At 55.9% G+C, this 23,124-nt stretch carries 17 protein-coding genes; 16 read left to right on the forward strand and 1 reads right to left on the reverse strand.

What is annotated here, in order from left to right:
• Nucleotides 1–229: 229 nt before the first annotated feature.
• The 15 genes from MTP41_RS14320 (at nucleotide 230) to guaA (ending at nucleotide 21,942) form a co-directional block, all read left to right on the forward strand.
• Nucleotides 230–1,168 (forward strand): CAP domain-containing protein, encoded by a 939-nt coding sequence (locus tag MTP41_RS14320; protein WP_249235793.1) that lies wholly within the window; start codon nucleotides 230–232, stop codon nucleotides 1,166–1,168.
• 195 nt (nucleotides 1,169–1,363) lie between these two features.
• Nucleotides 1,364–1,984 carry an IMPACT family protein gene (locus tag MTP41_RS14325; protein WP_097778129.1) on the forward strand — a complete coding sequence of 207 codons (621 nt, stop codon included), beginning with the start codon at nucleotides 1,364–1,366 and terminating at the stop codon, nucleotides 1,982–1,984.
• Between the two features lie 167 nt (nucleotides 1,985–2,151).
• A complete protein-coding gene (locus MTP41_RS14330; protein WP_154258716.1) occupies nucleotides 2,152–3,150 on the forward strand; it encodes a deoxyguanosinetriphosphate triphosphohydrolase in 999 nt (332 codons plus the stop codon).
• 25 nt (nucleotides 3,151–3,175) lie between these two features.
• Nucleotides 3,176–4,951 carry a DNA primase gene (gene dnaG, locus MTP41_RS14335; protein ID WP_154258718.1) on the forward strand — a complete coding sequence of 592 codons (1,776 nt, stop codon included), beginning with the start codon at nucleotides 3,176–3,178 and terminating at the stop codon, nucleotides 4,949–4,951.
• 50 nt (nucleotides 4,952–5,001) lie between these two features.
• Nucleotides 5,002–6,081 (forward strand): RNA polymerase sigma factor RpoD, encoded by a 1,080-nt coding sequence (gene rpoD / locus MTP41_RS14340; RefSeq protein ID WP_120079519.1) that lies wholly within the window; start codon nucleotides 5,002–5,004, stop codon nucleotides 6,079–6,081.
• Nucleotides 6,082–6,361: 280 nt separating this feature from the next.
• On the forward strand, nucleotides 6,362–6,580 hold the full coding sequence (locus tag MTP41_RS14345) for a hypothetical protein (protein ID WP_249235794.1): 219 nt from the start codon (nucleotides 6,362–6,364) through the stop codon (nucleotides 6,578–6,580).
• Between the two features lie 51 nt (nucleotides 6,581–6,631).
• Nucleotides 6,632–10,474: a DNA-directed RNA polymerase subunit beta gene (gene rpoB / locus MTP41_RS14350; RefSeq protein ID WP_097778125.1), complete on the forward strand. Its 3,843-nt coding sequence runs from the start codon at nucleotides 6,632–6,634 to the stop codon at nucleotides 10,472–10,474.
• A 128-nt stretch (nucleotides 10,475–10,602) separates the two neighbouring features.
• Complete coding sequence (gene rpoC / locus MTP41_RS14355) at nucleotides 10,603–14,175, forward strand: DNA-directed RNA polymerase subunit beta' (protein ID WP_249235795.1); 3,573 nt, start codon at nucleotides 10,603–10,605, stop codon at nucleotides 14,173–14,175.
• 289 nt (nucleotides 14,176–14,464) lie between these two features.
• Entirely contained in the window at nucleotides 14,465–14,893 is a 429-nt protein-coding gene (rpsL, locus tag MTP41_RS14360; protein WP_005940205.1) for a 30S ribosomal protein S12, read from the forward strand.
• A gap of 161 nt (nucleotides 14,894–15,054) precedes the next feature.
• On the forward strand, nucleotides 15,055–15,525 hold the full coding sequence (gene rpsG, locus MTP41_RS14365; protein WP_005930552.1) for a 30S ribosomal protein S7: 471 nt from the start codon (nucleotides 15,055–15,057) through the stop codon (nucleotides 15,523–15,525).
• Nucleotides 15,526–15,579: 54 nt separating this feature from the next.
• Nucleotides 15,580–17,676: an elongation factor G gene (fusA, locus tag MTP41_RS14370; protein WP_242702867.1), complete on the forward strand. Its 2,097-nt coding sequence runs from the start codon at nucleotides 15,580–15,582 to the stop codon at nucleotides 17,674–17,676.
• 175 nt (nucleotides 17,677–17,851) lie between these two features.
• Nucleotides 17,852–19,057, forward strand: coding sequence for an elongation factor Tu (gene tuf / locus MTP41_RS14375; RefSeq protein WP_097778122.1), 1,206 nt, complete (start codon nucleotides 17,852–17,854; stop codon nucleotides 19,055–19,057).
• A gap of 226 nt (nucleotides 19,058–19,283) precedes the next feature.
• Nucleotides 19,284–19,667, forward strand: coding sequence for an MmcQ/YjbR family DNA-binding protein (locus MTP41_RS14380; protein ID WP_249235796.1), 384 nt, complete (start codon nucleotides 19,284–19,286; stop codon nucleotides 19,665–19,667).
• On the forward strand, nucleotides 19,657–20,289 hold the full coding sequence (locus MTP41_RS14385; RefSeq protein WP_249235797.1) for a GyrI-like domain-containing protein: 633 nt from the start codon (nucleotides 19,657–19,659) through the stop codon (nucleotides 20,287–20,289). Before MTP41_RS14380 ends, MTP41_RS14385 begins: the two co-directional genes overlap by 11 nt.
• Before the next feature lie 102 nt (nucleotides 20,290–20,391).
• A complete protein-coding gene (gene guaA / locus MTP41_RS14390; protein ID WP_097778120.1) occupies nucleotides 20,392–21,942 on the forward strand; it encodes a glutamine-hydrolyzing GMP synthase in 1,551 nt (516 codons plus the stop codon).
• A gap of 157 nt (nucleotides 21,943–22,099) precedes the next feature.
• On the opposite strand, the gene MTP41_RS14395 is transcribed toward guaA, so the two are convergent.
• Nucleotides 22,100–22,603, reverse strand: coding sequence for a helix-turn-helix domain-containing protein (locus MTP41_RS14395; protein ID WP_249235798.1), 504 nt, complete (start codon nucleotides 22,601–22,603; stop codon nucleotides 22,100–22,102).
• A gap of 333 nt (nucleotides 22,604–22,936) precedes the next feature.
• Between MTP41_RS14395 and MTP41_RS14400 the strand changes: the two genes are divergently transcribed.
• Entirely contained in the window at nucleotides 22,937–23,122 is a 186-nt protein-coding gene (locus MTP41_RS14400) for a hypothetical protein (RefSeq protein ID WP_015538532.1), read from the forward strand.
• Nucleotides 23,123–23,124: the final 2 nt, after the last annotated feature.

The raw sequence follows: 23,124 nt of genomic DNA on the forward strand, positions 1-23,124 counted from the left end.
GGTTGAGCCTGTTGCACTTGTGAAACGCTTTTGGGACAGGGAATTTTGATTTTTTTGCATTTTTTCTCAAAAAAATCGACAAAAACCCCTTGACGATGAGATGTTCTTGTGATACTCTTGTTGCACAAGAGTGACACGTTTGAAACGAAAGCGTTGCGAATATGTTGCGGCACGCATTCGCAGGAATGCAAAAAAGCTTTTATATACAAAGGCTTACGGAGGATGTCTTATGAAACTCGAGATGCGCACCCTGAAGAATATCGCAGCAGCAGCTATGACTCTGGCTGTAGTTTTTGTTGCTTCATCTCTCAAGCCCGTTACTGCAAACGCAGCTGAGGCTTCGGTTTCTGTTTCCATCGAAGAAGAAAATTCCTACATCAGCTTTCAGGACGAAGCTTATCAGAACGAGTTCCTGCGCCGCGTAAACAACGAGCGCGCAAAGGCTGGCCTGAAGCCCGTTCAGCTGGGCGACAGCAGCCACAACAATGCCGCTCAGGAGCGCGCTGAAGAGCTGGCTGTTTCTTACTCTTACGTTCGTCCCAACGGTCAGCGCGATTTCACCATCTTCGCCGAGAATGGTATTGACGATGTGTCCGTTGGCGAAAACTACATAGCTGGCGTTTCTACCCCCGATGCAGCGGTGGATCAGTGGATGAACATTGATTTCGCACGTGAGCGCATGCTGAATGCGGATGTGACCACCATGAGTGTGGGCCACTACGAAGGCGGCGTTTACAACAACTACTGGGTGCTGATCTTCTCTTACCCCGAAAACTCTTACACCAGCAACTACCGTCAGGAAGTTCTGGATCTGGTCAATGCCGAGCGTGCAAAGTACGGCCTGCAGCCCCTGGTCATGGGCGATGCAAAGCTCACCGCAGCTGCTCAGCAGCGCGCCGAAGAGATCGCAACCGTCAATTCTCACGTTCGTCCCAATGGTACCAAGTGGTACACTGTTCTCAGCGAGTACGGCGTGACGGATGCCGCTGCTGGCGAGAATGCCGCATGGGGCAGCGTTTCTCCTGAAGAAGTCGTGAATGCCTGGATGAATTCCGAAGGCCATCGCGCAAACATTCTGGATCCCGAAGCTCGTGCAATGGGTGTTGGCTACTACTACAACAGCTCCAGCACTTGGGGCCATCAGTGGATCCAGCTCTTTACGAAGTGATCATCTGCTTTCTTCTAATAAAAGATCGGCTGAGCTGCAAGGCTTGGCCGATTTTTTGTTGCGCTTTTTTCTGGCAGAGGACATGCGGGCAGCAGTACAGGAAGATGCCCTTGACATAAAAACGTATGCGGCAGTGGTTGCACAACGGACGATTTATGTTATACTTGATTTGAATAACATGCAGGAGGAACCACAGTGGAGGATTACCGCACCATCCGTGGCACGGCCACCGGAGAATACGAGGAAAAGAAGAGCCGCTTCATTGCGTCGCTGTCATTTGCGGACAGCGAGGAAGCTGCCGTTGCATTTCTGGAACAGGTGCGTGCGGCCAACCGCACCGCCCGCCACAATGTGTATGCCTACCGCCTGCGGGAAGGCAACCGGGAACGCTATTCAGATGATGGGGAACCGGCCAAGACGGCGGGCACACCAGCGCTGGAGGTGCTGCAGCACAGCGGCCTGACGGATCTGATCGTGGTGGTGACCCGTTACTTTGGCGGCGTGCTGCTGGGCACCGGCGGCTTGGTGCGTGCATACACCACGGCTACGGCCCGTGCACTGGAAAATGCCGAGGTGGTCACGGTGCGCAGCGTGGTGGAGCTGAGCGTGACGGTGGATTACTCCCTTTATGAGCGTGCATCGCTGCTGATCGATGCGGCGGGAGCAAAACAGGCAGCGCCGCAATTCACGGACCGCGTGACCCTGTGCTGGCAGATGCCGGAACACACCGAAGGCCCGCTGCTGGAACAGCTGCGGGAGCTGACGCGCGGCGGCGCGCAGGTGACGGTATCCGACCCGTTCTACGCACCGTTCTGAACCCGGCAGCGGCAAAAATAAAAAAGCAAGCATTATTTTGCGAACCGACAGGCTTTTTCCCCCTTCGACAAAGCGGGTGTGCTACAATTGCCGCAGACGCAGCAATTGGGATCGGCTGTGCCGAAACAGAGAGGGGGAATGGCGACAAAAAGGGAGGGCGACTTTGTATGGATGTACGTCAGCGCACAGAAGAGATCGAACATATGACCTTCGCGCCGTGGGCTACCTTCAGCGACCAGAGCCGCGGCCGCATGCTGCCGGAAGAGCAGGACCCGATCCGGCCGGTGTTCCAGCGTGACCGTGACCGGGTGCTGCACTGCAAGGCGTTCCGACGGCTCAAACAAAAGACGCAGGTGTTCCTCTCGCCGGAGGGAGACCTGTACCGCACCCGACTGACCCATACGCTGGAGGTCTCGCAGATCGCGCGGACCATTGCCCGCGCCCTGCGGCTGAACGAAGATCTGACCGAAGCGATCAGCCTTGCCCATGATCTGGGCCACACGCCGTTTGGCCATGCCGGGGAGCGCGCGCTGAATGAGCTGTGCCCGGACGGCTTCAAGCACTACATGCAGAGCCTGCGTGTGGTGGACAAGCTGGAAAAGGACGGCCGGGGCCTGAACCTGACGTGGGAGGTGCGCAACGGCATCGTGACCCACACAAAGGGCACCTGGGCGGCAACGCCGGAAGGGCGCATCGTGCGCATGGCGGATCAGATCGCCTATGTGAACCATGACATTGAGGACGCGGTGCGCGCCGGTGTGCTGGACCCAGCCACCCTGCCGAAGGAATGCACCGCCGTGCTGGGCCAGACAAAATCTGCCCGCATCACCACCATGATCAACAGTATCCTTGCCAACAGCGATGGGGATGTGAAGGTGGGCGCAGAGGAAAACGAAGCCTTCCTTGCGCTGCGGGATTTCATGTACGCCACCGTGTACGTGGACAAGACCGCCAAGCGGGAAGAGCAGAAGGTGGACAAGGTGATCGGGGAACTGTACGATTACTACCTGAACCATGTGGACCGGATGTCCAACTTCTACATCCAGCTGGCTTATCAGGAGGGCGGAGAACGCGCAGTGACCGATTACATCAGTGGCATGAGCGATGAATTTGCCATCCGCACTTTTGAGGAATTGTTTGTGCCCCGGAAGTGGCATGTCCTATAAATCCGAAAGGTCGTTTGAAAGATCCATGATCCCACACGAATACATTGAAGAACTGACCCGCCGCACCGACATTGTGGAGCTGGTGGGCAGCTATGTGCAGCTCAAGCGCAAGGGACGTTTGTATGGCGGCCTGTGCCCCTTCCACAGCGAAAAAACGCCCTCATTCTACGTCTACCCGGACACCCAGAGCTTTTACTGCTTTGGCTGCGGCGCAGGCGGCGATGCCATTACCTTTACGAAAAAGATCAACAGCATCGATTACCCGGAGGCCGTTAAGCTGCTGGCAGCGCGGGCCGGTATGCCGGAGCCGCAGGAGGACGACAAAACAGGCCGGATGCGCAGCCGCATCCTCTCCATGAACAAGGAGGCGGCACGGTTTTTCCACGCCTGCCTGAACTCCACCGTGGAGGAAGCCCGGCAGGCCCGTGCCTACTGGCGGCGGCGCGGTCTGGACGACAAGACTATCGTCCGGTTCGGGCTGGGTTATGCGCCCAACGACGGACAGGCGCTGTATCAGTTCCTGCGCGATAAGGGCTATAATCAGCAGGAGCTGGATGCCAGCGGCCTGTTCAAGCGCAGTGCGTCCGGCCGCATCTACTGCCTGTTCTGGAAGCGGGTGATGACCCCCATCTTTGACCTGCGCGGCAACATCATTGCGTTTGGTGGGCGCGTGCTGGACGATTCAAAACCGAAATATGTCAACAGCCCGGAAACGCTGGTGTACCACAAATCAGAGACGGTGTTTGCGCTGCAGATCGCAAAGCGCAGCGCGGTGCGCCGGTTCGTGCTGTGCGAGGGCTACATGGACGTGATCAGTATGCATCAGGCAGGCATCGACACAGCAGTGTGTGCCTGCGGCACGGCCCTGACCCCGGAGCAGGTGCGGCTCATCAGCGAGTATGCTGACGAGGTGATCCTGAGCTACGATTCGGACGAAGCAGGCCAGAAGGCCACGCTGCGCTCGCTGGAACTGTTCCGCAACAGCCCGGTAAAGGTGGGTGTGCTGCAGATCCCCGGTGCAAAGGACCCGGACGAGTACATCAAAAAGTATGGCGCAGAGCGATTCAAAGCCCTGCTGGATGGTGTGGGCAATGCACTGGACTTCCGGCTGGGCCGTCTGCGCAGCCAGTATGATCTGGCACAGGATGCCCAGCGGCTGGAATACGTGAAGGAAGCTGTGAATATGCTGGCAGAGCGCTCCAACCCTACCGAGCAGGAAGTGTATGCGGGGCGTCTGGCTGAGGAGACCAACATCTCCAAAACAGCTATCATGACCCAGCTGGAGACCGCCGTGAAGAGGGCGGGCAGCAAGCACCGCTGGGAGAAAAAGCAGCAGGCGCTCAAGTCCGGTGAGATGAATCAGATCAACGTGCCGTACAGTGCGGGCGGCAGTCAGGCGCTGGGCATTGCCAGTGCACAGCAGCGGCTGCTGGCGGCCATACTGAGGGAGCCGCACTATATCGATCTGGTGCAGGGGCAGCTGACCGCAGAACAGTTTGTGCTGCCGCAGCAGAAGGAGCTGTTTGAAGCCATGCTGCGCTGCCGACAGGAGGGCATTGAGATCAGCCTGACCACGCTGCGCGCTTTTGTAAGCGAAGAAGCGCTGAATGAACTGAGCCATCTTGCGGCACAATACAGCGATGTGAATTGTACGCCGGATGATATCCGGCTGTATCTGGACCGCATTGCCCGGGGGATGCCCATGGCAGGCAAGGCGGCGCATATGTCCAATGAGGAACTGAGTGATTACCTCCAGTCGATGCGCGAAAAGAAGCAGGGAAATGTGCCTGTAGAAGAATGATCCCCCGCTTTCCCCTCCGGCTGGAGCAGGAGAGGGAAGGAGCAGGAACCATGCAGAAATTGTCGCAAACGGAGGAATTGGCCAGAACATTGGCTGCGCGGGCACGCCACCATGCCCTGACACCGGAGCAGATCAGCCGTGCCATGGACGAACAGGATTACGATGTGGCGCAGCTGGACGAGCTGTATACGGCACTGGAGGATCGCGGCGTGCACCTGACCGAAGAGGAAGCGGACCTGCCTGCGTTGGATGAAACGCAGATCGGCAGGCTGGAACATGAGCTTTCGGCAGAGGGGGTGGCGCTGGACGACCCGGTAAAGGCCTATTTGAAGGAGATCGGCCGGGTGCCGCTTCTGACGGCAGAACAGGAAACGGAGCTTGCCCGTGCCGCGCAGGCCGGGGACGAGGATGCCCGGCGGAAGCTCAGCGAAGCGAACCTGCGGCTGGTGGTGTCGGTGGCAAAGCGCTATGCAGGGCGGGGCCTGCCGTTTCTGGATCTCATTCAGGAAGGCAATCTCGGTCTGATGAAGGCGGCGGAAAAGTTTGAGCCGGAGCGCGGCTTCAAATTTTCCACCTATGCCACGTGGTGGATCCGTCAGTCCATCACCCGCGCCATTGCGGATCAGGGGAGGACCATCCGCATCCCGGTGCACCTTGTGGAGAGCATCAACCGGGTCAAAAAGACGACGGGTGACCTGCTGCGGAAAAATGGCCGGGAGCCTACCGCGGAAGAGATCGCTGTTCAGCTGGACATGGAGCCGGACCGTGTGCGGGAATTGCTGCAGCTGGCGCAGGATCCCATCAGCTTGGAAACGCCGGTGGGCGAGGAAGAGGATGCCCACCTTGAAGATTTTATTCAGGACGAGGATGCAGGCGTCCCGGTGGATGAAGCCGGGCGGCAGCTGCTGCGGCGGGAACTGTTCAGCGTGCTCAAAAGCCTGACACCGAGGGAAGAGCGGGTGATCGCACTGCGCTTCGGGCTGGAGGATGGCCGGGCGCACACGCTGGAAGAGCTGGGTAAGGAGTTCAATGTGACCCGGGAGCGGGTGCGGCAGATCGAAGCCAAGGCCCTGCGCAAGCTGCGGCATCCCAGCCGTGCAAAACGCCTGCGGGATTATCTGGATGAGTGAACGATTATAATTGCCGCCGCTTGCGCTCTGGCAATACAATATTAGAGGAAACATTATTTTTATATTTGCAGCTCAGAAAAGCCTGTGAGCTTTTCTGAGCTGCTTTTTCACAAAAAAGGGCCGCAAGGGAAAATGGGCATATCCGACTGTAAAAGTAATACGCCAAAACACAAGGGCAAAGATAGACAAATTGCACAAGGGGATTATGAACAGGAACGTGCAAAATAAAAAAATCAAGCCCTAAAACAGCAAAATACAACACGCTGCCGGGCGTACGAAAATGAAAGAAAAAATAAATTTGTTTTGGCAAAAATCTGAAAAACGGCTTGACAGCAAGGCTTTTAGGGTGTATACTGCATTAGTATCACATAATGGACTAGTGCGCCAAAAAGGGGAATACGCAGGCGGCGGCTGGACGGGTCAAACCGAAAAGTTTGTGAAAAACGCCGAAAGGTTCCCTTCGACGCGGGTCGAATTATGTGTGTCTGCTCAAATTTGACCCGTGTATACGACATCCCGTAGAGTATAAAAGTAAGGAGTGGTTGATTTTATGATGAAAGTCAAGCCCGTAAAGCTCGGCAAAACCGAGCGCATGAGCTTCTCCCACATCGACGAAGTCATCAGTATGCCGAACCTGATCGAGGTCCAGAAGAACTCTTATCAGTGGTTCCTGGACGAGGGCCTGAAAGAGGTCTTCCACGATATCGGCACCATTGAGGACTACACCGGCAATCTGGCACTGAGCTTTGTGGACTTCCGCCTGGATAAGGAGCCGAAGTACAGCATCAAGGAGTGCAAGGAGCGCGACGTGACCTATGCAGCACCCCTGCGCGTCACCGCCCGTCTGCTGAACAAGGAGACCGGCGAAGTGAAGGATCAGGAGATCTTCATGGGCGATTTCCCGCTGATGACCGATGCCGGCACCTTTGTGATCAACGGTGCAGAGCGTGCGATCGTCAGCCAGCTGGTGCGTTCTCCTGGCGTGTTCTACGGCGATGCCAAGGATAAGGTGGGCAACGACCTGTACAGCGCCACCATGAACCCCAACCGCGGTGCATGGCTGGAGTACGAGACCGATGCTTCCGATGTGTTCTATGTCCGTATCGATAAGAACCGCAAGCTGCCTGTCACCGTGCTGTGCCGTGCACTGGGCCTGTCCACCAACGAGGACATCCTGAACTTCTTTGGCGACGATGAGCGCATCCTCGCTACTCTGGAAAAGGATACCACCAAGAATCAGGAAGAGGGCCTGCTGGAAGTCTACCGCAAGCTGCGCCCCGGCGAGCCTCCCACGGTGGAGTCTGCTACCAGCCAGATCAACATGCTGTTCTTCGACCCGCGCCGTTATGACCTGTCTCGTTTCGGCCGTTATAAGATGAACAAGAAGCTGTCTCTGGCCCGCCGCATCACCGGTCAGGTGGCTGCTGAGAATGTGGTCGCTCCGCTGACCGGCGAGATCCTGATCGAGGCTGGTGCCAAGATCACCCGCGAGCTGGCTGAGAAGGCTGACAATGCCGGTGTGAATCTGGTCGTGCTGAAGCTCGACGATCCCATGAAGGAAGAGAGCCGGAAGATCAAGGTCATCACCAACGGCTGTGTGGATGCACAGGGCTTCTTCTCCTTCGACGTGAAGGAGTGCGGCATTAACGAGCGCTGCTCCTTCGATGAGATCAAGAAGATCCTCGACACCACCTCTGATGTGGAAGAGCAGAAGGAGATGCTGCGCCGCAACCACGACCAGCTGATCGGCCGCACCGTTACGGTCGCCGATATTCTGGCTTCCATCAACTACCTGAACGGTCTGGGCCACAATATTGGCACCACCGATGATATCGACCATCTGGGCAACCGCCGCATCCGCAGCGTGGGCGAGTTGCTGCAGAACCAGTTCCGCATCGGCTTCTCCCGCATGGAGCGCGTCATCCGTGAGCGCATGACCCTGCAGAGCCAGGATCAGAGCGTCATCACCCCGCAGGCCCTCATCAACATCCGTCCGGTGGTGGCAGCCATCAAGGAGTTCTTCGGTTCTTCTCCGCTGTCCCAGTTCATGGACCAGAACAACCCGCTGGCTGAGCTGACCCACAAGCGCCGCCTGTCTGCTCTGGGCCCCGGCGGTCTGAGCCGTGACCGCGCAGGTTTCGAGGTCCGCGACGTTCACTACAGCCACTACGGCCGTATGTGCCCCATCGAGACTCCTGAAGGCCCCAACATCGGTCTGATCTCCTATCTGGCATCTTACGCCAAGATCAACGAGTACGGCTTCGTGGAAGCTCCGTACCGCAAGGTCAAGAAGATCTATGACGAGAACGGCAACCTGAAGGAACAGGTCGTCACCGACGAGGTCGAGTATATGACCGCTGACGTCGAGGACGAGTACGTTGTGGCACAGGCCAACGAGCCGCTGGATGAGGGCAAGCACTTCGTGCGTCCCCGCGTGTCTGCCCGCCGCCGCGACGAGATCCTTGAAATTGATGCAGAGAAAGTCGATTACATGGACGTTTCTCCGCGAATGATGGTCTCTGTTGCTACCGCCTGCATCCCCTTCCTGGAGAACGATGACTGTAACCGTGCTCTGATGGGTTCCAACATGCAGCGTCAGGCAGTGCCTCTGATGGTCACCCAGCAGCCCATCGTTGCTACCGGTATGGAGTACAAGGCTGCTACCGACTCCGGCACCGCTGTTCTGGCAAAGAATGACGGTATCGTTGAGAAGATGGATGCCGACCATGTTGTTGTGCGCAACAACAAGGGCGAGCTGGAGGATTATCCTCTGGTCAAGTTCGCACGCTCCAACGCAGGCACCTGCATCAACCAGCGTCCCATCGTGGAGGTCGGCGAGAGCGTCAAGGCCGGTCAGGTGCTGGCCGACGGCCCTGCAATGCGCAACGGCGAAATTTCTCTGGGTAAGAACGCTCTGATCGGCTTCATGACCTGGGAAGGCTACAACTACGAGGATGCCGTTCTGCTGAACGAGAAGATCGTGCGCGAGGACGTGTACACCTCCATTCATATTGAAGAGTACGAGACCGAGAGCCGCGATACCAAGCTGGGACCCGAAGAGATCACCCGTGATATCCCCAACGTTTCTGAGGATGCACTGAAGGATCTGGACGAGCGCGGCATCATCCGCATCGGTGCCGAGGTCAAGAGCGGCGACATTCTGGTTGGTAAGGTCACCCCGAAGGGCGAGACCGAGCTGACCGCTGAAGAGCGCCTGCTGCGTGCCATCTTCGGCGAGAAGGCACGCGAAGTGCGTGATACTTCTCTGCGCGTGCCCCATGGTGCATACGGCATCATCGTGGACGTCAAGGTGTTCACCCCGGAGAACAGCGACGAACTGCAGCCCGGCGTGCGCGAGGTCGTCCGCTGCTATATTGCCCAGAAGCGCAAGATCAGCGTTGGCGATAAGATGGCAGGCCGTCACGGCAACAAGGGTGTCGTTTCCCGCATTCTGCCGCAGGAGGACATGCCCTACCTGCCCGACGGCACTCCGCTGGACATCGTGCTGAACCCTCTGGGCGTGCCTTCCCGTATGAACATCGGTCAGGTGCTGGAAGTCAACCTGGGCTACGCTGCCAAGGCATGCGGCATCAAGGTCATGACTCCCGTCTTCGACTCTGCTCGTGAGAACGACATCGGCGATACCTTTGATACCGCCCGCGAGATGTGGCATGGCGAGAATGCTCCTGCATATCCCACGAAGCTCCCCAAGATCATGGGCGAGAAGGGACACATCATCGACTTCTCCAAGATCGAGCTGGACCGCGATGGCAAGACCACCGTTTACGATGGCCGCACCGGCGAAAAGTTCGATAACCGCGTTACCGTCGGTTATATGTACTACCTGAAGCTGCATCACCTGGTCGATGATAAGATCCATGCACGTTCTACCGGCCCCTACTCTCTGGTCACTCAGCAGCCTCTGGGCGGCAAGGCCCAGTTCGGCGGCCAGCGCTTTGGCGAAATGGAAGTCTGGGCACTGGAAGCTTACGGCGCTGCTTACACTCTGCAGGAGATCCTGACCGTCAAGTCCGACGACGTGGAGGGCCGTGTGAAGACCTACGAGGCTATCGTTAAGGGTGAGCCGATCCCGCAGCCCGGCATTCCCGAGTCCTTCCGCGTTATGCTGAAGGAACTGCAGTCTCTGGGTCTGGACGTTGTTGTTCAGGACAAGGACGGCAACGAGATCGACATGCGTCAGAACTTCGACGACGAAGAGACCGGCTTTGATATGCGCGATGTTGCCGGCACTGAGAACGTCGTGCAGGAGAGCGAACTGCTCAACGATTATAATATTAAGGATGCCGATGCCGGTTTCGATGATCCTTCTGTGCTGGAGGACAATAACTCCGGTGCCGAAGCTCCCGCTTCTTCTGACGAAGTAGATTTCTGATCAGACAAAGAACACAAGCCTCAAGCCCCCTGTTCCGCGTGCTGCGGCAGGGGAGAGGGGCCTGTGGTCTGAACAAGAAAGCCGCCTGTATCATCGAGACAACTAGAGATTAAGAAAGGGTTCGTTTCATGGAAAACAACGTTTTCGATTCCATCAAGATCGGCCTTGCCTCCCCGGAGCAGATCCGCAACTGGAGCTACGGCGAGGTCAAAAAGCCTGAGACCATCAACTACCGTACCCTGAAGCCGGAGCGCGACGGCTTGTACTGTGAGCGCATTTTTGGACCTACCAAGGACTGGGAGTGCCACTGCGGTAAGTATAAGCGCATCCGCTACAAGGGCAAGATCTGCGACCGCTGCGGCGTTGAAGTGACCAAGGCTAAGGTCCGCCGTGAGCGCATGGGCCACATTGAGCTGGCCGCTCCCGTCAGCCACATCTGGTACTTCAAGGGCATCCCCAGCCGCATCGGCCTGATGCTGGACATCAGCCCCCGCCTGCTGGAGAAGGTGCTGTACTTTGCAAGCTATATCGTCACTGATCCGGGTGCTACCCGTCTGGAAAAGAAGCAGCTGCTCACCGAGAGCGAGTATCGTGAGATGCGCGACCACTACGGTGATGAGTTCGAGGCTGCTATGGGCGCTGAGGCCATTCAGGATCTGCTGAAGGAGATCGATCTGGATCAGCTGAGTGAAGAGCTGACTGCCGAGGTGGAAAAGTCCTCCGGCCAGAAGCGCGTGCGCATCCTCAAGCGTCTGGAAGTAGTTGAGGCATTCCGCATTTCCGGCAACCGTCCTGAATGGATGGTCATGGATGTGCTGCCTGTTCTGCCGCCTGACCTGCGCCCCATGGTCCAGCTGGACGGCGGCCGTTTTGCCACCTCCGACCTGAACGACCTGTACCGCCGCGTGATCAACCGCAACAACCGTCTGCGCCGTCTGCTGGAGCTGGGCGCTCCCGACATCATCGTGCGCAACGAGAAGCGTATGCTGCAGGAAGCAGTGGACAGCCTGATCGACAACGGCCGCCGCGGCCGTCCGGTTACCGGCCCCAACAACCGCGCACTGAAGAGCCTTTCCGATATGCTGAAGGGCAAGCAGGGCCGCTTCCGTCAGAACCTGCTGGGCAAGCGTGTTGACTACTCCGGTCGTTCTGTTATCGTCGTCGGCCCTGAGCTGAAGATGGATCAGTGCGGTCTGCCCAAGGAAATGGCTCTGGAGCTGTTCAAGCCCTTTGTCATGAAGGATCTGGTGGAGAAGGGCATTGCCAACAACATCAAGTCCGCCCGCAAGATGGTGGAGCGCGCTAAGCCCGAAGTGTGGGACAGCCTGGAGACTGTGATCAAGGGCCACCCCGTTCTGCTGAACCGTGCACCTACCCTGCACCGTCTGGGCATTCAGGCTTTCAACCCGGTGCTGGTGGAGGGCCGTGCAATCAAGCTGCACCCGCTGGCATGTACCGCATTCAACGCCGACTTCGACGGTGACCAGATGGCAGTGCATCTGCCTCTGGGCGAGGATGCCTGCCGTGAGGCCAAGATGCTGATGCTGGCTTCTGGCAACCTGCTGAAACCCTCTGACGGCGCACCTGTTACCGTGCCTACGCAGGATATGATCCTGGGCAGCTACTACCTGACCACCGTTCGTGAAAATGACGAGGGCGCAGGCAAGGTGTTCCGCGATGAGAACGAAGCCCTGATGGCTTATGCAGAGCACATCGTTACCCTGCACGCACCCATCAAGGTGCGCCGCACCATGACCATTGACGGCGTGGAGCGCACCGGTCTGGTGGAAGCCACCGTCGGCCGCATCATCTTCAATAACCCTGTTCCTCAGAATCTGGGTTATATCGACCGTACTGATCCCGAGCACTGGCTGGAGTACGAGGTCAGCTTCCGCGTGACCAAGAAGACTCTGCCCGACATCATTTCCCGCTGCATGACCCGCAACGGCACCCGCAAGTGTGCAAAGATGCTGGATGCCATCAAGGCGCAGGGCTACAAGTACTCCACTCTGTCTGCGATCTCCGTCGCTGTGTGCGACGCTGTGATCCCGCCGCAGAAGCAGGAACTGATCGCTGAGGCTGACCAGCAGATCGCAAAGGTCGGCAGACTGTTCAACCGCGGCCTGATCTCCGACAACGAGCGTTACAACCAGACCATCGCCATCTGGCAGGCTACCACCGATAAGGTCTCCAAGGCTCTGGCAGACAACCTGCCCAAGGATAATGAGATCTATATGATGGCTGACTCCGGTGCTCGTGGTTCTATGAACCAGATCAAGCAGCTGGCCGGCATGCGCGGCCTGCTGGCAAACACCGCCGGCCACACCATCGAGATGCCCATTCGTGCCAACTACCGTGAAGGTCTGAATATTCTGGAATATTTCGTTTCTGCCCGTGGTGCCCGTAAGGGTCTGGCCGATACCGCTCTGCGTACCGCTGACTCCGGTTACCTGACCCGCCGCATGGTCGATGTCTCTCAGGATGTCATTGTGCGCGAGATCGACTGCGGCACCACCGACGGCCTGTGGGTGTCTGAGATCCACGAGGGCAAGGAGAAGATCGAGAGCTTCCGCGAGCGCTTGATCGGCCGTTTTGCTGTGGGCGATGTGGTCAACCCCGTCACCGGCAAGGTGATCGTGCCGGAAGGCAAGATGATCGACCTGTACGATGCAAACGAGATCGAGGCTGCTGGCATTACCAAGCTGAAGATCCGCAGCCTGCTGACCTGCCGTGCAAAGACCGGTGTCTGCGCACGCTGCTACGGTTCCGATATGGCAAACGGCGAGCCGGTCCGTCTGGGCGAGTCTGTCGGCGTTATCGCCGCAGAGTCCATCGGCGAGCCTGGTACTCAGCTGACCATGCGTACCTTCCATACCGGCGGTATCGCATCTGCTGAAGATATCACGCAGGGTCTTCCCCGTGTTGAAGAGCTGTTCGAGAGCCGCCGTCCCAAGAGCATGGCCATCATGAGCGAGATCTCTGGTGTCGTTTCTCAGGACGATACCAAGAAGAATGTCGTTATCAAGGTGACCGGCAAGGACGAGAACGGTGCCGAGGTCGTAAAGAGCTACTCCATCCCGTTCACCCAGCATTCCCGCGTGATGCCGGGTGACCGTGTGGAGAAGGGCGACATCATCACCCGTGAAGGTGTTCTGTATCCGCAGGATATTCTGGCAATCAAGGGTCTGGAGGATGTCCAGAACTACCTGATCAACGAAGTTCAGAAGGTCTACCGTCTGCAGGGCGTTGAGATCAACGATAAGCATATCGAAGTCATCGTCCGTCAGATGTGCCGCAAGGTGCGCGTGACTGATTCCGGTTCTTCCAACCTGATCGGCGGTGCACTGGCAAGCCGTCTGGAAGTGGAGAGCATCAACGCCGATCTGCAGCAGCGCATCGACGCTGGTGAAGAGGGCCTGAAGCTGGTCGAGTACCAGCAGGTGCTGCTGGGCATCACCAAGGCTGCTCTGGCAAACGACTCCTTCCTGTCCGCTGCATCCTTCCAGGAGACCACCCGCGTGCTGACCGAGGCTGCCATCAAGGGCAAGGTCGACCCGCTGGCCGGCCTGAAGGAGAACGTCATCATTGGTAAGCTGATCCCCGCAGGTACCGGTCTGCCGGAAGTCCGTGAGGATCTGAAGAACCGTGAGGCTGAGCGCGATGCTGAGATCGCTGCCGAACAGGCAGCTGCTGTACAGTAAGCAAAGCTCCTTCTTCTGAAATAAAACAATGGACCGCTCTGTGGGCATCCGCCTGCAGGGCGGTTTTTATATGCCCGGAAAAGCGGAAACAGGGGAGAAAACCGTGCGTTTTACGTCGAAAAAATGCTGAAAGAAAAAATCTGGAATAAATGCAAAAAACTTTGCAAAAACTGTTGACATCCGCCTGTAAAGCGAGTATTATATAACTGTTGCGCATCCCTCATGGGGATAGTGCGGCAAAAAAGTCGGAAAAAAGTCCGATGTGCATTATTAAGAAAGGAGAAACAAAATGCCTACTTTTAACCAGCTTGTACGCAAGGGCCGTCAGGTTCTGGCTACCAAGAGTACCGCTCCCGCACTGCTGAAGAGCTACAATTCTCAGAAGAAACAGTATTCTGATCTGAACAGCCCCCAGAAGCGTGGTGTCTGCACTGCTGTTCGTACCATGACCCCCAAGAAGCCCAACTCTGCTCTGCGTAAGGTTGCTCGTGTCCGCCTCACGAATGGTATCGAGGTCACCTCTTACATTCCCGGTATCGGCCATAACCTGCAGGAGCACTCCGTCGTGCTGATCCGTGGCGGTCGTGTTAAGGACCTGCCCGGTGTGCGTTACCACATCATCCGTGGTACCCTGGATACTCAGGGTGTGGCAGGCCGTAATCAGGCCCGCTCCAAGTACGGCGCAAAGCGTCCTAAGGCCGGTGCTGCAAAGAAGTAATTGAGGACAACCGCCATAAACGGCTTTCCATTATATAAATAACAAGTCCGCTTGCAAAGCGGAGGGCAACAGTTTATGTAAAGGTCAGCTCTTTGTGACACAACGGGAGTTTTATTACTTTCGAGTACCGATGATATCATTCTGTGAAGGAGGGAAGAAAGATGCCTAGAAGAGGTAACATTGCTAAGCGCGATGTCTTAGCTGATCCTATTTACAATTCCAAGATGGTCACTCGTCTGGTCAACAGCGTTATGCTGGATGGCAAGAAGGGCGTCGCTCAGAAGATCGTTTACGAAGCTTTCTCCATGATTCAGGAGAAGACCGGCAACGATCCTCTGGAGACTTTCGAGAAGGCGATGGAGAACATCATGCCCAGCCTCGAGTGCAAGACCCGCCGCGTTGGCGGTGCTAACTACCAGGTTCCTCTGGAAGTCAGCCCGGCTCGCCGCGAGACCCTGGGTCTGCGCTGGCTGACTGCCTACAGCCGCAGCCGTGGTGAGAAGACCATGGCTCAGCGTCTGGCTGCTGAAATCATGGATGCTGCCAACAACACTGGTAACGCCGTGAAGAAGCGTGAGGATACTCACAAGATGGCAGAGGCTAACAAGGCTTTCGCTCATTTCCGTTATTGATCTGTTCTGTAGGAGGTTAATTTCATGGCTACACCCAGAGAAGTTTCTCTTCAGATGACGAGAAATATCGGCATTATGGCCCACATTGATGCTGGTAAGACTACTACTACCGAGCGTATTCTGTACTACACCGGTATCAACCACAAGATCGGCGAAGTTCATGATGGCGGCGCTACCATGGACTGGATGGTTCAGGAGCAGGAGCGTGGTATCACCATCACTTCCGCTGCTACCACCTGCTACTGGAGCCACTCTGAGACCCAGAAGGATCCGGTTGCATTCAAGAAGAACCGTCACCGCATCAACATCATCGACACCCCGGGCCACGTGGACTTCACTGTTGAGGTCCAGCGTTCCCTGCGCGTGCTGGACGGTTCTGTGACCGTTCTGGCTGCAAAGGGCGGTGTTGAGCCGCAGTCTGAGACCGTTTGGCGTCAGGCTGACGAGTACAAGGTTCCCCGTATGGTGTACGTTAACAAGATGGACACCATGGGTGCCGACTTCTTCCGCTGCATCAAGATGCTGCACGATCGTCTGCACGCAAACGGCGTGGCGATCCAGCTGCCTATCGGTCAGGAGGATACCTTCCGCGGTATCGTTGACCTGGTCGATATGAACGCTGAGGTCTACTACGACGATATGGGTAACGACATGCGCACTGAGCCCATCCCCGAGGATATGCGTGAGCAGGCCGAGGAGTACCACAACATTCTGATCGAGGCTGTTGCTGAGAACGACGAAGAGTTGATGGAGAAGTACCTCGAGGGCGAGGAGATCACCCGTGCCGAGCTGAAGGCTGCGATCCGCAAGGAGACCATCGCTAACACGCTGGTTCCCGTTGTCTGCGGTTCTTCCTACAAGAACCGTGGTGTCCAGAAGCTGCTGGACGCTATCGTTGACTATATGCCCGCTCCTACCGATGTCCCTGACATCAAGGGCGTGAATCCCGAGACTGAGGAAGAGGAGACCCGTCCGTCTTCTGACGACGCTCCCTTCGCAGCTCTGGCCTTCAAGATCGCTACCGACCCGTTCGTTGGTAAGCTGGCATACTTCCGTGTTTACTCCGGTAAGGTTGAGGCAGGTACCACTGTCTACAACTCCGTGAAGGACAGCAAGGAGCGTATGGGCCGCATCCTGCAGATGCATTCTAACCACCGCAAGGATATCGACTGCTGCTACGCAGGTGATATCGCTGCTGTTGTCGGTCTGAAGAACACCACTACCGGTGACACTCTGTGTGATGAGAATCATCCCATCATTCTGGAGTCCATGAAGTTCCCCGAGCCTGTTATCCGTGTTGCCATCGAGCCTAAGACCAAGGCCGGCAACGAGAAGATGGGCATCGCGCTGGCAAAGCTGGCCGAAGAGGATCCGACCTTCAAGACCTACACTGACGAAGAGACCGGTCAGACCATCATCGCCGGTATGGGCGAGCTGCACCTGGAGATCATCGTTGACCGTCTGCTGCGTGAGTTCAAGGTTGAAGCAAACGTGGGTGCACCTCAGGTTGCTTACCGTGAGACCATCCGCAAAGAGGCCAACCAGGAGACCAAGTACGCACGTCAGTCCGGTGGTAAGGGCCAGTACGGTCATGTTAAGATCAAGATCGAGCCCAACGAGCCCGGCAAGGGTTACGAGTTCGTCAACGCCATCGTTGGCGGTGCCATCCCGAAGGAATACATCCCGGCTATCGACAACGGTATCCAGGGTGCTATGAAGTCCGGTGTTCTGGCTGGCTATCCTGTCGTTGATGTCAAGGTTACCCTGTGGGATGGTTCTTATCATGAGGTCGACTCCTCTGAAATGGCCTTCTCCATTGCTGGTTCTATGGCGTTCAAGGATGCTATGCGCAAGGCTGATCCTATCATCACTGAGCCTATCATGAAGGTTGCAGTTATCGTTCCCGATGAGTATCTGGGCGATGTTATCGGCGACCTGAATGCACGCCGTGGTCAGATCCAGGGCATGGAAGCTATGGCTGGTACTCAGCGCGTCAATGCATTTGTGCCTCTGGCTCAGATGTTCGGCTACGCTACCGACCTGCGTTCCAAGACTCAGGGCCGTGGCCAGTATGTCATGGAGCCGTCTCACTACGAGCCGGTGCCCAAGAACATTGCTGACCAGATCATTGCTGGCCGCACCAAGGGCTGATTCCTGAAAAATGGATAAAGATTTTGCCGGGGTAGTGTAACCTCGGCAAAATTTCCTGTAAAAGCACTTGATTTTACAGGGCAAATTTAGTAGAATAGCCTTGCAATGCAATGTCTGCATCTTGCAGGGTTGTTGTAACCAAATATCAAAACCTAAATTAAGGGAGGATATTCCAATGGCTGAAAAGGCAAAGTTCGACCGTTCTAAGCCGCATGTGAACATCGGCACCATCGGTCACGTTGACCACGGCAAGACCACTCTGACCGCCGCTATCACCAAGTACCTGGCTCTGAAGGGCGACGCAGACTTCATGGATTATGCCAACATCGATAAGGCTCCTGAGGAGCGTGCTCGTGGTATCACGATCAACTCCGCTCACGTTGAGTATCAGACCGACGCTCGTCACTATGCTCACGTTGACTGCCCGGGCCATGCTGACTACGTTAAGAACATGATCACTGGTGCTGCTCAGATGGACGGCGCTATTCTGGTCGTTGCTGCTACCGATGGTCCCATGCCCCAGACCCGTGAGCACATCCTGCTGGCTCGTCAGGTCGGCGTGCCCTATATCGTCGTGTTCATGAACAAGTGCGATATGGTCGACGACGAAGAGCTGCTGGATCTGGTCGAGATGGAGATCCGTGAGCTGCTGAGCGAGTACGACTTCCCGGGCGACGATACCCCGATCATTCGTGGTTCCGCTCTGAAGGCTCTGGAGTCTACCTCCACCGATCCCAATGCTCCCGAGTATGCTTGCATCAAGGAGCTGATGGACGCTGTTGACACCTATATCCCCAACCCCGATCGTGAGGAAGACAAGCCCTTCCTGATGCCCATCGAGGATGTCATGACCATTTCTGGCCGTGGTACCGTTGCAACCGGTCGTGTTGAGCGTGGTATTGCTAAGGTTGGCGATGCTATGGAGATCGTCGGCATCAAGCCCGATCGTCTGAGCACCACCATCACCGGTCTGGAGATGTTCCGTAAGTCTCTGGACTTCGCTGAGGCTGGCGATAACATCGGCGCTCTGCTGCGTGGTGTTGATCGTACCCAGATCGAGCGTGGTCAGGTTCTGGCTAAGCCCGGTTCCGTGCACCCCCACAAGACCTTCGAGTCTCAGGTGTACGTTCTGACCAAGGACGAAGGCGGCCGTCACACCCCGTTCTTCTCCAACTATCGTCCTCAGTTCTACTTCCGCACCACCGACGTGACCGGTATCATCACTCTGCCCGAAGGCACTGAGATGTGCATGCCCGGCGATAACGTCATGATGCACGTTGAGCTGCTGACCCCTGTTGCTATGGAAGAGGGCCTGCGTTTCGCTATCCGTGAGGGTGGCCGTACCGTTGGTTCTGGCGTTGTTGGCAAGATCATTGAGTGATTTTGACCCTTCGCGCCTTTCCTAAGGCTAAAGGTTAAACTTACGAGAGACCTTCCCATTCCGGAGAGTGGGAAGGTCTCTTTTTGTTTTAGATCCTCTGTCTGTAAGGGCAGGGGATTTTTTTTTTGCGGCATGTCACAACTCTTTGTTTACAAAACAAGGTTGTTCTGGTATACTGAAAAGCAGAAAGAGGATGTGCATCTGAATCAGAATGGAGGGTGGATGGATGAAATATCCATGGATCGATGAATATCTGCTGTCAAAGCCCGGTGTGACAAAGAACTTACAGGCAGAGTGGAACTGGGTGCGTTACCAGATCGGAGACAAAATGTTTGCTGCGGTCTGTCTGGATGATTCCAGCGGAAAGCCGGTCTATATTACTATGAAGCTCGATCCCGCAGAAAGCGAATTTCTGCGTCAGCAGTATGAGGATATCATCCCGGGTTATTATATGAACAAAACGCACTGGAGCTCTGTCAAAGCGGAGGGGAATGTGCCGGATGAACTACTGCAGGAAATACTGGAAAAGTCCTATCGGCTGGTGCTGAGAGGATTCAGCAAAAAGAAACAGCGTGAACTTCTGGAAGAGGTGAAGGGCAATGCCGTTTGATTATAAGAAAGAGTACAGGGAATTTTATCTCCCGCCGAAAAAACCGCATCTGATTACGATACCTCGTATGAATTTTGTGGCAGTGCACGGCAAGGGCGACCCGAATGCTCCGGGTGGAGCCTATCAGGAGGCTATGGGAGTGCTGTACGGCATTGCTTTCACCATCAAAATGAGCTATAAGGGCAGCCACAAGATGGACGGCTATTTTGAATATGTGGTTCCACCGTTGGAGGGCTTGTGGCATCAGAAGGGCGTGGATGGCGTTGACTATGCGCATAAAGAATTATTTGAGTGGACATCTATGATCCGCCTGCCGGAATTCGTGACGTCGGAAGCGTTTGATTGGGCCGTACAGGAAGCAACGGCAAAAAAGAAAAAGGATTTTTCCAAGGCGGAATTCCTGACCTATGACGAGGGACTTTGCGTTCAGTGCCTGCATATCGGCCCTTATGATGAAGAACCGAAAACGCTGGCGCAGATGGATGCCTTTGCCGTAGAGCAGGGGTATAGGCTTGATTTTTCAGAGACACGCTTCCACCACGAGATTTATCTGGGTGATCCTCGCCGCGCTGCACCGGGAACACTGAAAACAGTTCTGCGGCATCCCATACGTGAAAAATAAAAACGGGAAAATTCACAAATGATGTCGCTTTTATTTGGCAGATGTGATATACTGATTCTATCTGTAGAAACACATTGAATGGATAAGGGAGGAGAGAACTTCATGCAGCATGAAACTGTCATCGTGCTGGACTTTGGCGGCCAGTACAATCAGCTGATCGCGCGCCGCGTCCGCGAGAACAATGTCTACTGTGAAATCTATTCCTATAAAACCGATCTGTCGGTTATCAAGGCAAAGAACCCCAAGGGTATCATCTTTACCGGTGGCCCCAACAGTGTTTATCTGGAGGATTCTCCCACGATCGACCCTGAGATCTTCAACTGGGGTGTGCCTGTGCTGGGCATCTGCTATGGCAGCCAGCTGATGATGCATCTGCTGGGCGGCCATGTCTGCCGCGCACCGGAGCGCGAATATGGCAAGACTGAGGTGTTCGTGGACACGAACAGCAAGATGTTCACCGATGTGCAGCCCTCCACCATCTGCTGGATGAGCCATAACGACTACATTGAGCAGGCAGCGCCCGGCTTTAAAATCACTGCTCACACGGTCAACTGCCCGGTAGCTGCGGCAGAGAACGAGGAAAAGGGCCTGTATGCGGTCCAGTTCCACCCGGAAGTGCTGCACACTGCGGAAGGCAAGAAGATGCTGCGCAACTTCGTGTACAACGTCTGCGGCTGCACCGGCGACTGGAAGATGGACTCCTTTGTGGAAAACAACGTCAAGGCCCTGCGTGAGCGCATCGGCGATGGCAAGGTGCTGTGCGCCTTGTCCGGCGGCGTGGATTCCTCCGTTCTGGCAGCTATGCTGGCTAAGGCCATCGGCAAGCAGCTGACCTGCGTGTTCGTGGATCACGGTCTGCTGCGTAAGAACGAGAAGGAAGAGGTCTGTGCAGTCTTTGGTCCGGGCAATGCCAATGGCTTTGATATCAACTTTATCTGTGTGGATGCCCGCGCCCGCTACTTTGCAAAGCTGGCTGGTGTCACCGAGCCGGAGCGCAAGCGCAAGATCATCGGCGAAGAGTTCATCCGTGTGTTCGAAGAGCAGGCCAAGAAGATCGGCAAGGTGGATTTCCTGGCACAGGGTACCATTTACCCGGATGTCGTTGAGAGCGGTCTGGGCGGTGAGTCCACTGTTATCAAGAGCCACCACAACGTCGGCGGTCTGCCCGACACTGTGGACTTCAAGGAGTTGGTGGAGCCGCTGCGCAACCTGTTCAAAGACGAGGTGCGTCAGGCTGGCCGTGAGCTGGGCCTGCCCGAATATCTGGTCAGCCGTCAGCCGTTCCCCGGCCCGGGTCTTGGCATCCGCATCATCGGTGAGGTGACCCCGGAGAAGGTGGCAATCGTGCAGGATGCCGACGCGATCTGGCGTGAGGAGATCGCAAAGGCGGGTCTGGATAAGGAGATCAGCCAGTACTATGCAGCCTTGACCAACATGCACAGTGTGGGCGTCATGGGCGACGAGCGCACCTATGATTACGCTGTGGCCCTGCGTGCTGTGACCACCACCGACTTCATGACTGCAGAGAGCTATAATATGCCTTGGGATGTTCTGGGCACTGTCACCAGCCGCATCGTCAATGAGGTCAAGCATGTGAACCGCGTGTTCTATGATTGCACCGGTAAGCCGCCGGCAACCATTGAGCTCGAGTAATCTGCAAAACCTGAAAAGTATTGATACAATGCGATATTTTGAGAACCAAAAGGTGCTCTGATACTGCTTTGATACTATCAGGCGATTATTCATAAAGAGAGACATGAGAATGCCCTCTGAGAAACGGTAAGTTTTTCAGAGGGCATTTTTGTGTCTTTTATTCTTTACGCCACTTTTTCTTCGGCTCGTACCGGCCGCAGCTGTCGGCGGTCTGTGGCCAGTTGAGCTTCCATTCCAGATACTCTTCCTTGGTGATCTCGCCCTCCCGGAGCTGCTTCTTACGGAGTTGCCACTCCTTTAAGAACTCATCCAGCAGGCGATACCGGAAGCTGACTGCCATGTGCTTTTCCGGGAGGTCCGGGTCGGCGGTGTCTGTGACCTCATAGAGCCGGGTGCCGGGGTAGTGCTCATCCAGTTCGAACAGAGTGTACATCACATCCTCTGCGGCGTACAGGGTCGGCTCATAGAGAGACCGATAGTTCACATCCAATACCTCCGCAATCTTGCGGAGCAGCTCTTCTTTAGGAGTGCGGGTGTTGCTTTCGTATTGTGCGATGCGGATGTCTGCGCTTTTCTCCTCAAACCCGATGGCAATGCCCAGTTCTTTCTGGGTCATACCTCGGAGGTTGCGGGCACGTTTGATGCGGTCACCGACTGCCATGCGATTGCCTCCTGACTTAAACATATTTGTTGAACCTAGTATAGCACAGAAAAATAGGAGGTGCAATAGAAAATAAACAAAAAAGTTTAAGATTTTACCTGAAAACCTCTTGACTTAACGGAATGTGTTTAGTATAATGAGAGTGCAAAAAGATAAGCAAAAATGCTTAGTAAAATTGAATGACCGCCAAACTGATCCAAACCGCCAAGACCTTCCGAAAGGAAGCGAGCGCTCCACAAGGGGACGGCACAGCACCGCAAAGGGGATATGCCTGCCGGAAGTCAGCGAGGATGAAGCGGCACCGAAACGAAACCGACAAGGAAAGGACAAAAAATGGCAAACAGCATTTTTATCAAGGCAGACGAGCTGGCAAAGGAACTGGACATCTCCCAGGGTCTGGCGTACAAGATGATCGCCCAGTGGAACGAGGAACTGAGGGCCAAAGGCTACACGACCGTGGGAGGCCGGGTAAGCAGGAGGTACTATCAGGAGAAGATCTACGGGGCAGGGGAGGAGTGATA

Source organism: Faecalibacterium sp. I4-3-84, assembly GCF_023347255.1.
GTDB classification, from domain to species: domain Bacteria; phylum Bacillota; class Clostridia; order Oscillospirales; family Ruminococcaceae; genus Faecalibacterium; species Faecalibacterium taiwanense.

Bases quoted from the DNA above. Each gene is read 5' to 3' on its own strand.
- MTP41_RS14320 (WP_249235793.1), top strand. From the start codon at position 230: ATGAAACTCGAGATGCGCACCCTGAAGAATATCGCAGCAGCAGCTATG.
- MTP41_RS14330 (WP_154258716.1), top strand. From the start codon at position 2,152: ATGGATGTACGTCAGCGCACAGAAGAGATCGAACATATGACCTTCGCG.
- dnaG (WP_154258718.1), top strand. From the start codon at position 3,176: ATGATCCCACACGAATACATTGAAGAACTGACCCGCCGCACCGACATT.
- rpoD (WP_120079519.1), top strand. From the start codon at position 5,002: ATGCAGAAATTGTCGCAAACGGAGGAATTGGCCAGAACATTGGCTGCG.
- MTP41_RS14345 (WP_249235794.1), top strand. From the start codon at position 6,362: ATGAAAGAAAAAATAAATTTGTTTTGGCAAAAATCTGAAAAACGGCTT.
- rpoB (WP_097778125.1), top strand. From the start codon at position 6,632: ATGATGAAAGTCAAGCCCGTAAAGCTCGGCAAAACCGAGCGCATGAGC.
- rpoC (WP_249235795.1), top strand. From the start codon at position 10,603: ATGGAAAACAACGTTTTCGATTCCATCAAGATCGGCCTTGCCTCCCCG.
- rpsL (WP_005940205.1), top strand. From the start codon at position 14,465: ATGCCTACTTTTAACCAGCTTGTACGCAAGGGCCGTCAGGTTCTGGCT.
- rpsG (WP_005930552.1), top strand. From the start codon at position 15,055: ATGCCTAGAAGAGGTAACATTGCTAAGCGCGATGTCTTAGCTGATCCT.
- fusA (WP_242702867.1), top strand. From the start codon at position 15,580: ATGACGAGAAATATCGGCATTATGGCCCACATTGATGCTGGTAAGACT.
- tuf (WP_097778122.1), top strand. From the start codon at position 17,852: ATGGCTGAAAAGGCAAAGTTCGACCGTTCTAAGCCGCATGTGAACATC.
- MTP41_RS14380 (WP_249235796.1), top strand. From the start codon at position 19,284: ATGAAATATCCATGGATCGATGAATATCTGCTGTCAAAGCCCGGTGTG.
- MTP41_RS14385 (WP_249235797.1), top strand. From the start codon at position 19,657: ATGCCGTTTGATTATAAGAAAGAGTACAGGGAATTTTATCTCCCGCCG.
- guaA (WP_097778120.1), top strand. From the start codon at position 20,392: ATGCAGCATGAAACTGTCATCGTGCTGGACTTTGGCGGCCAGTACAAT.
- MTP41_RS14395 (WP_249235798.1), bottom strand. From the start codon at position 22,603: ATGGCAGTCGGTGACCGCATCAAACGTGCCCGCAACCTCCGAGGTATG.
- MTP41_RS14400 (WP_015538532.1), top strand. From the start codon at position 22,937: ATGGCAAACAGCATTTTTATCAAGGCAGACGAGCTGGCAAAGGAACTG.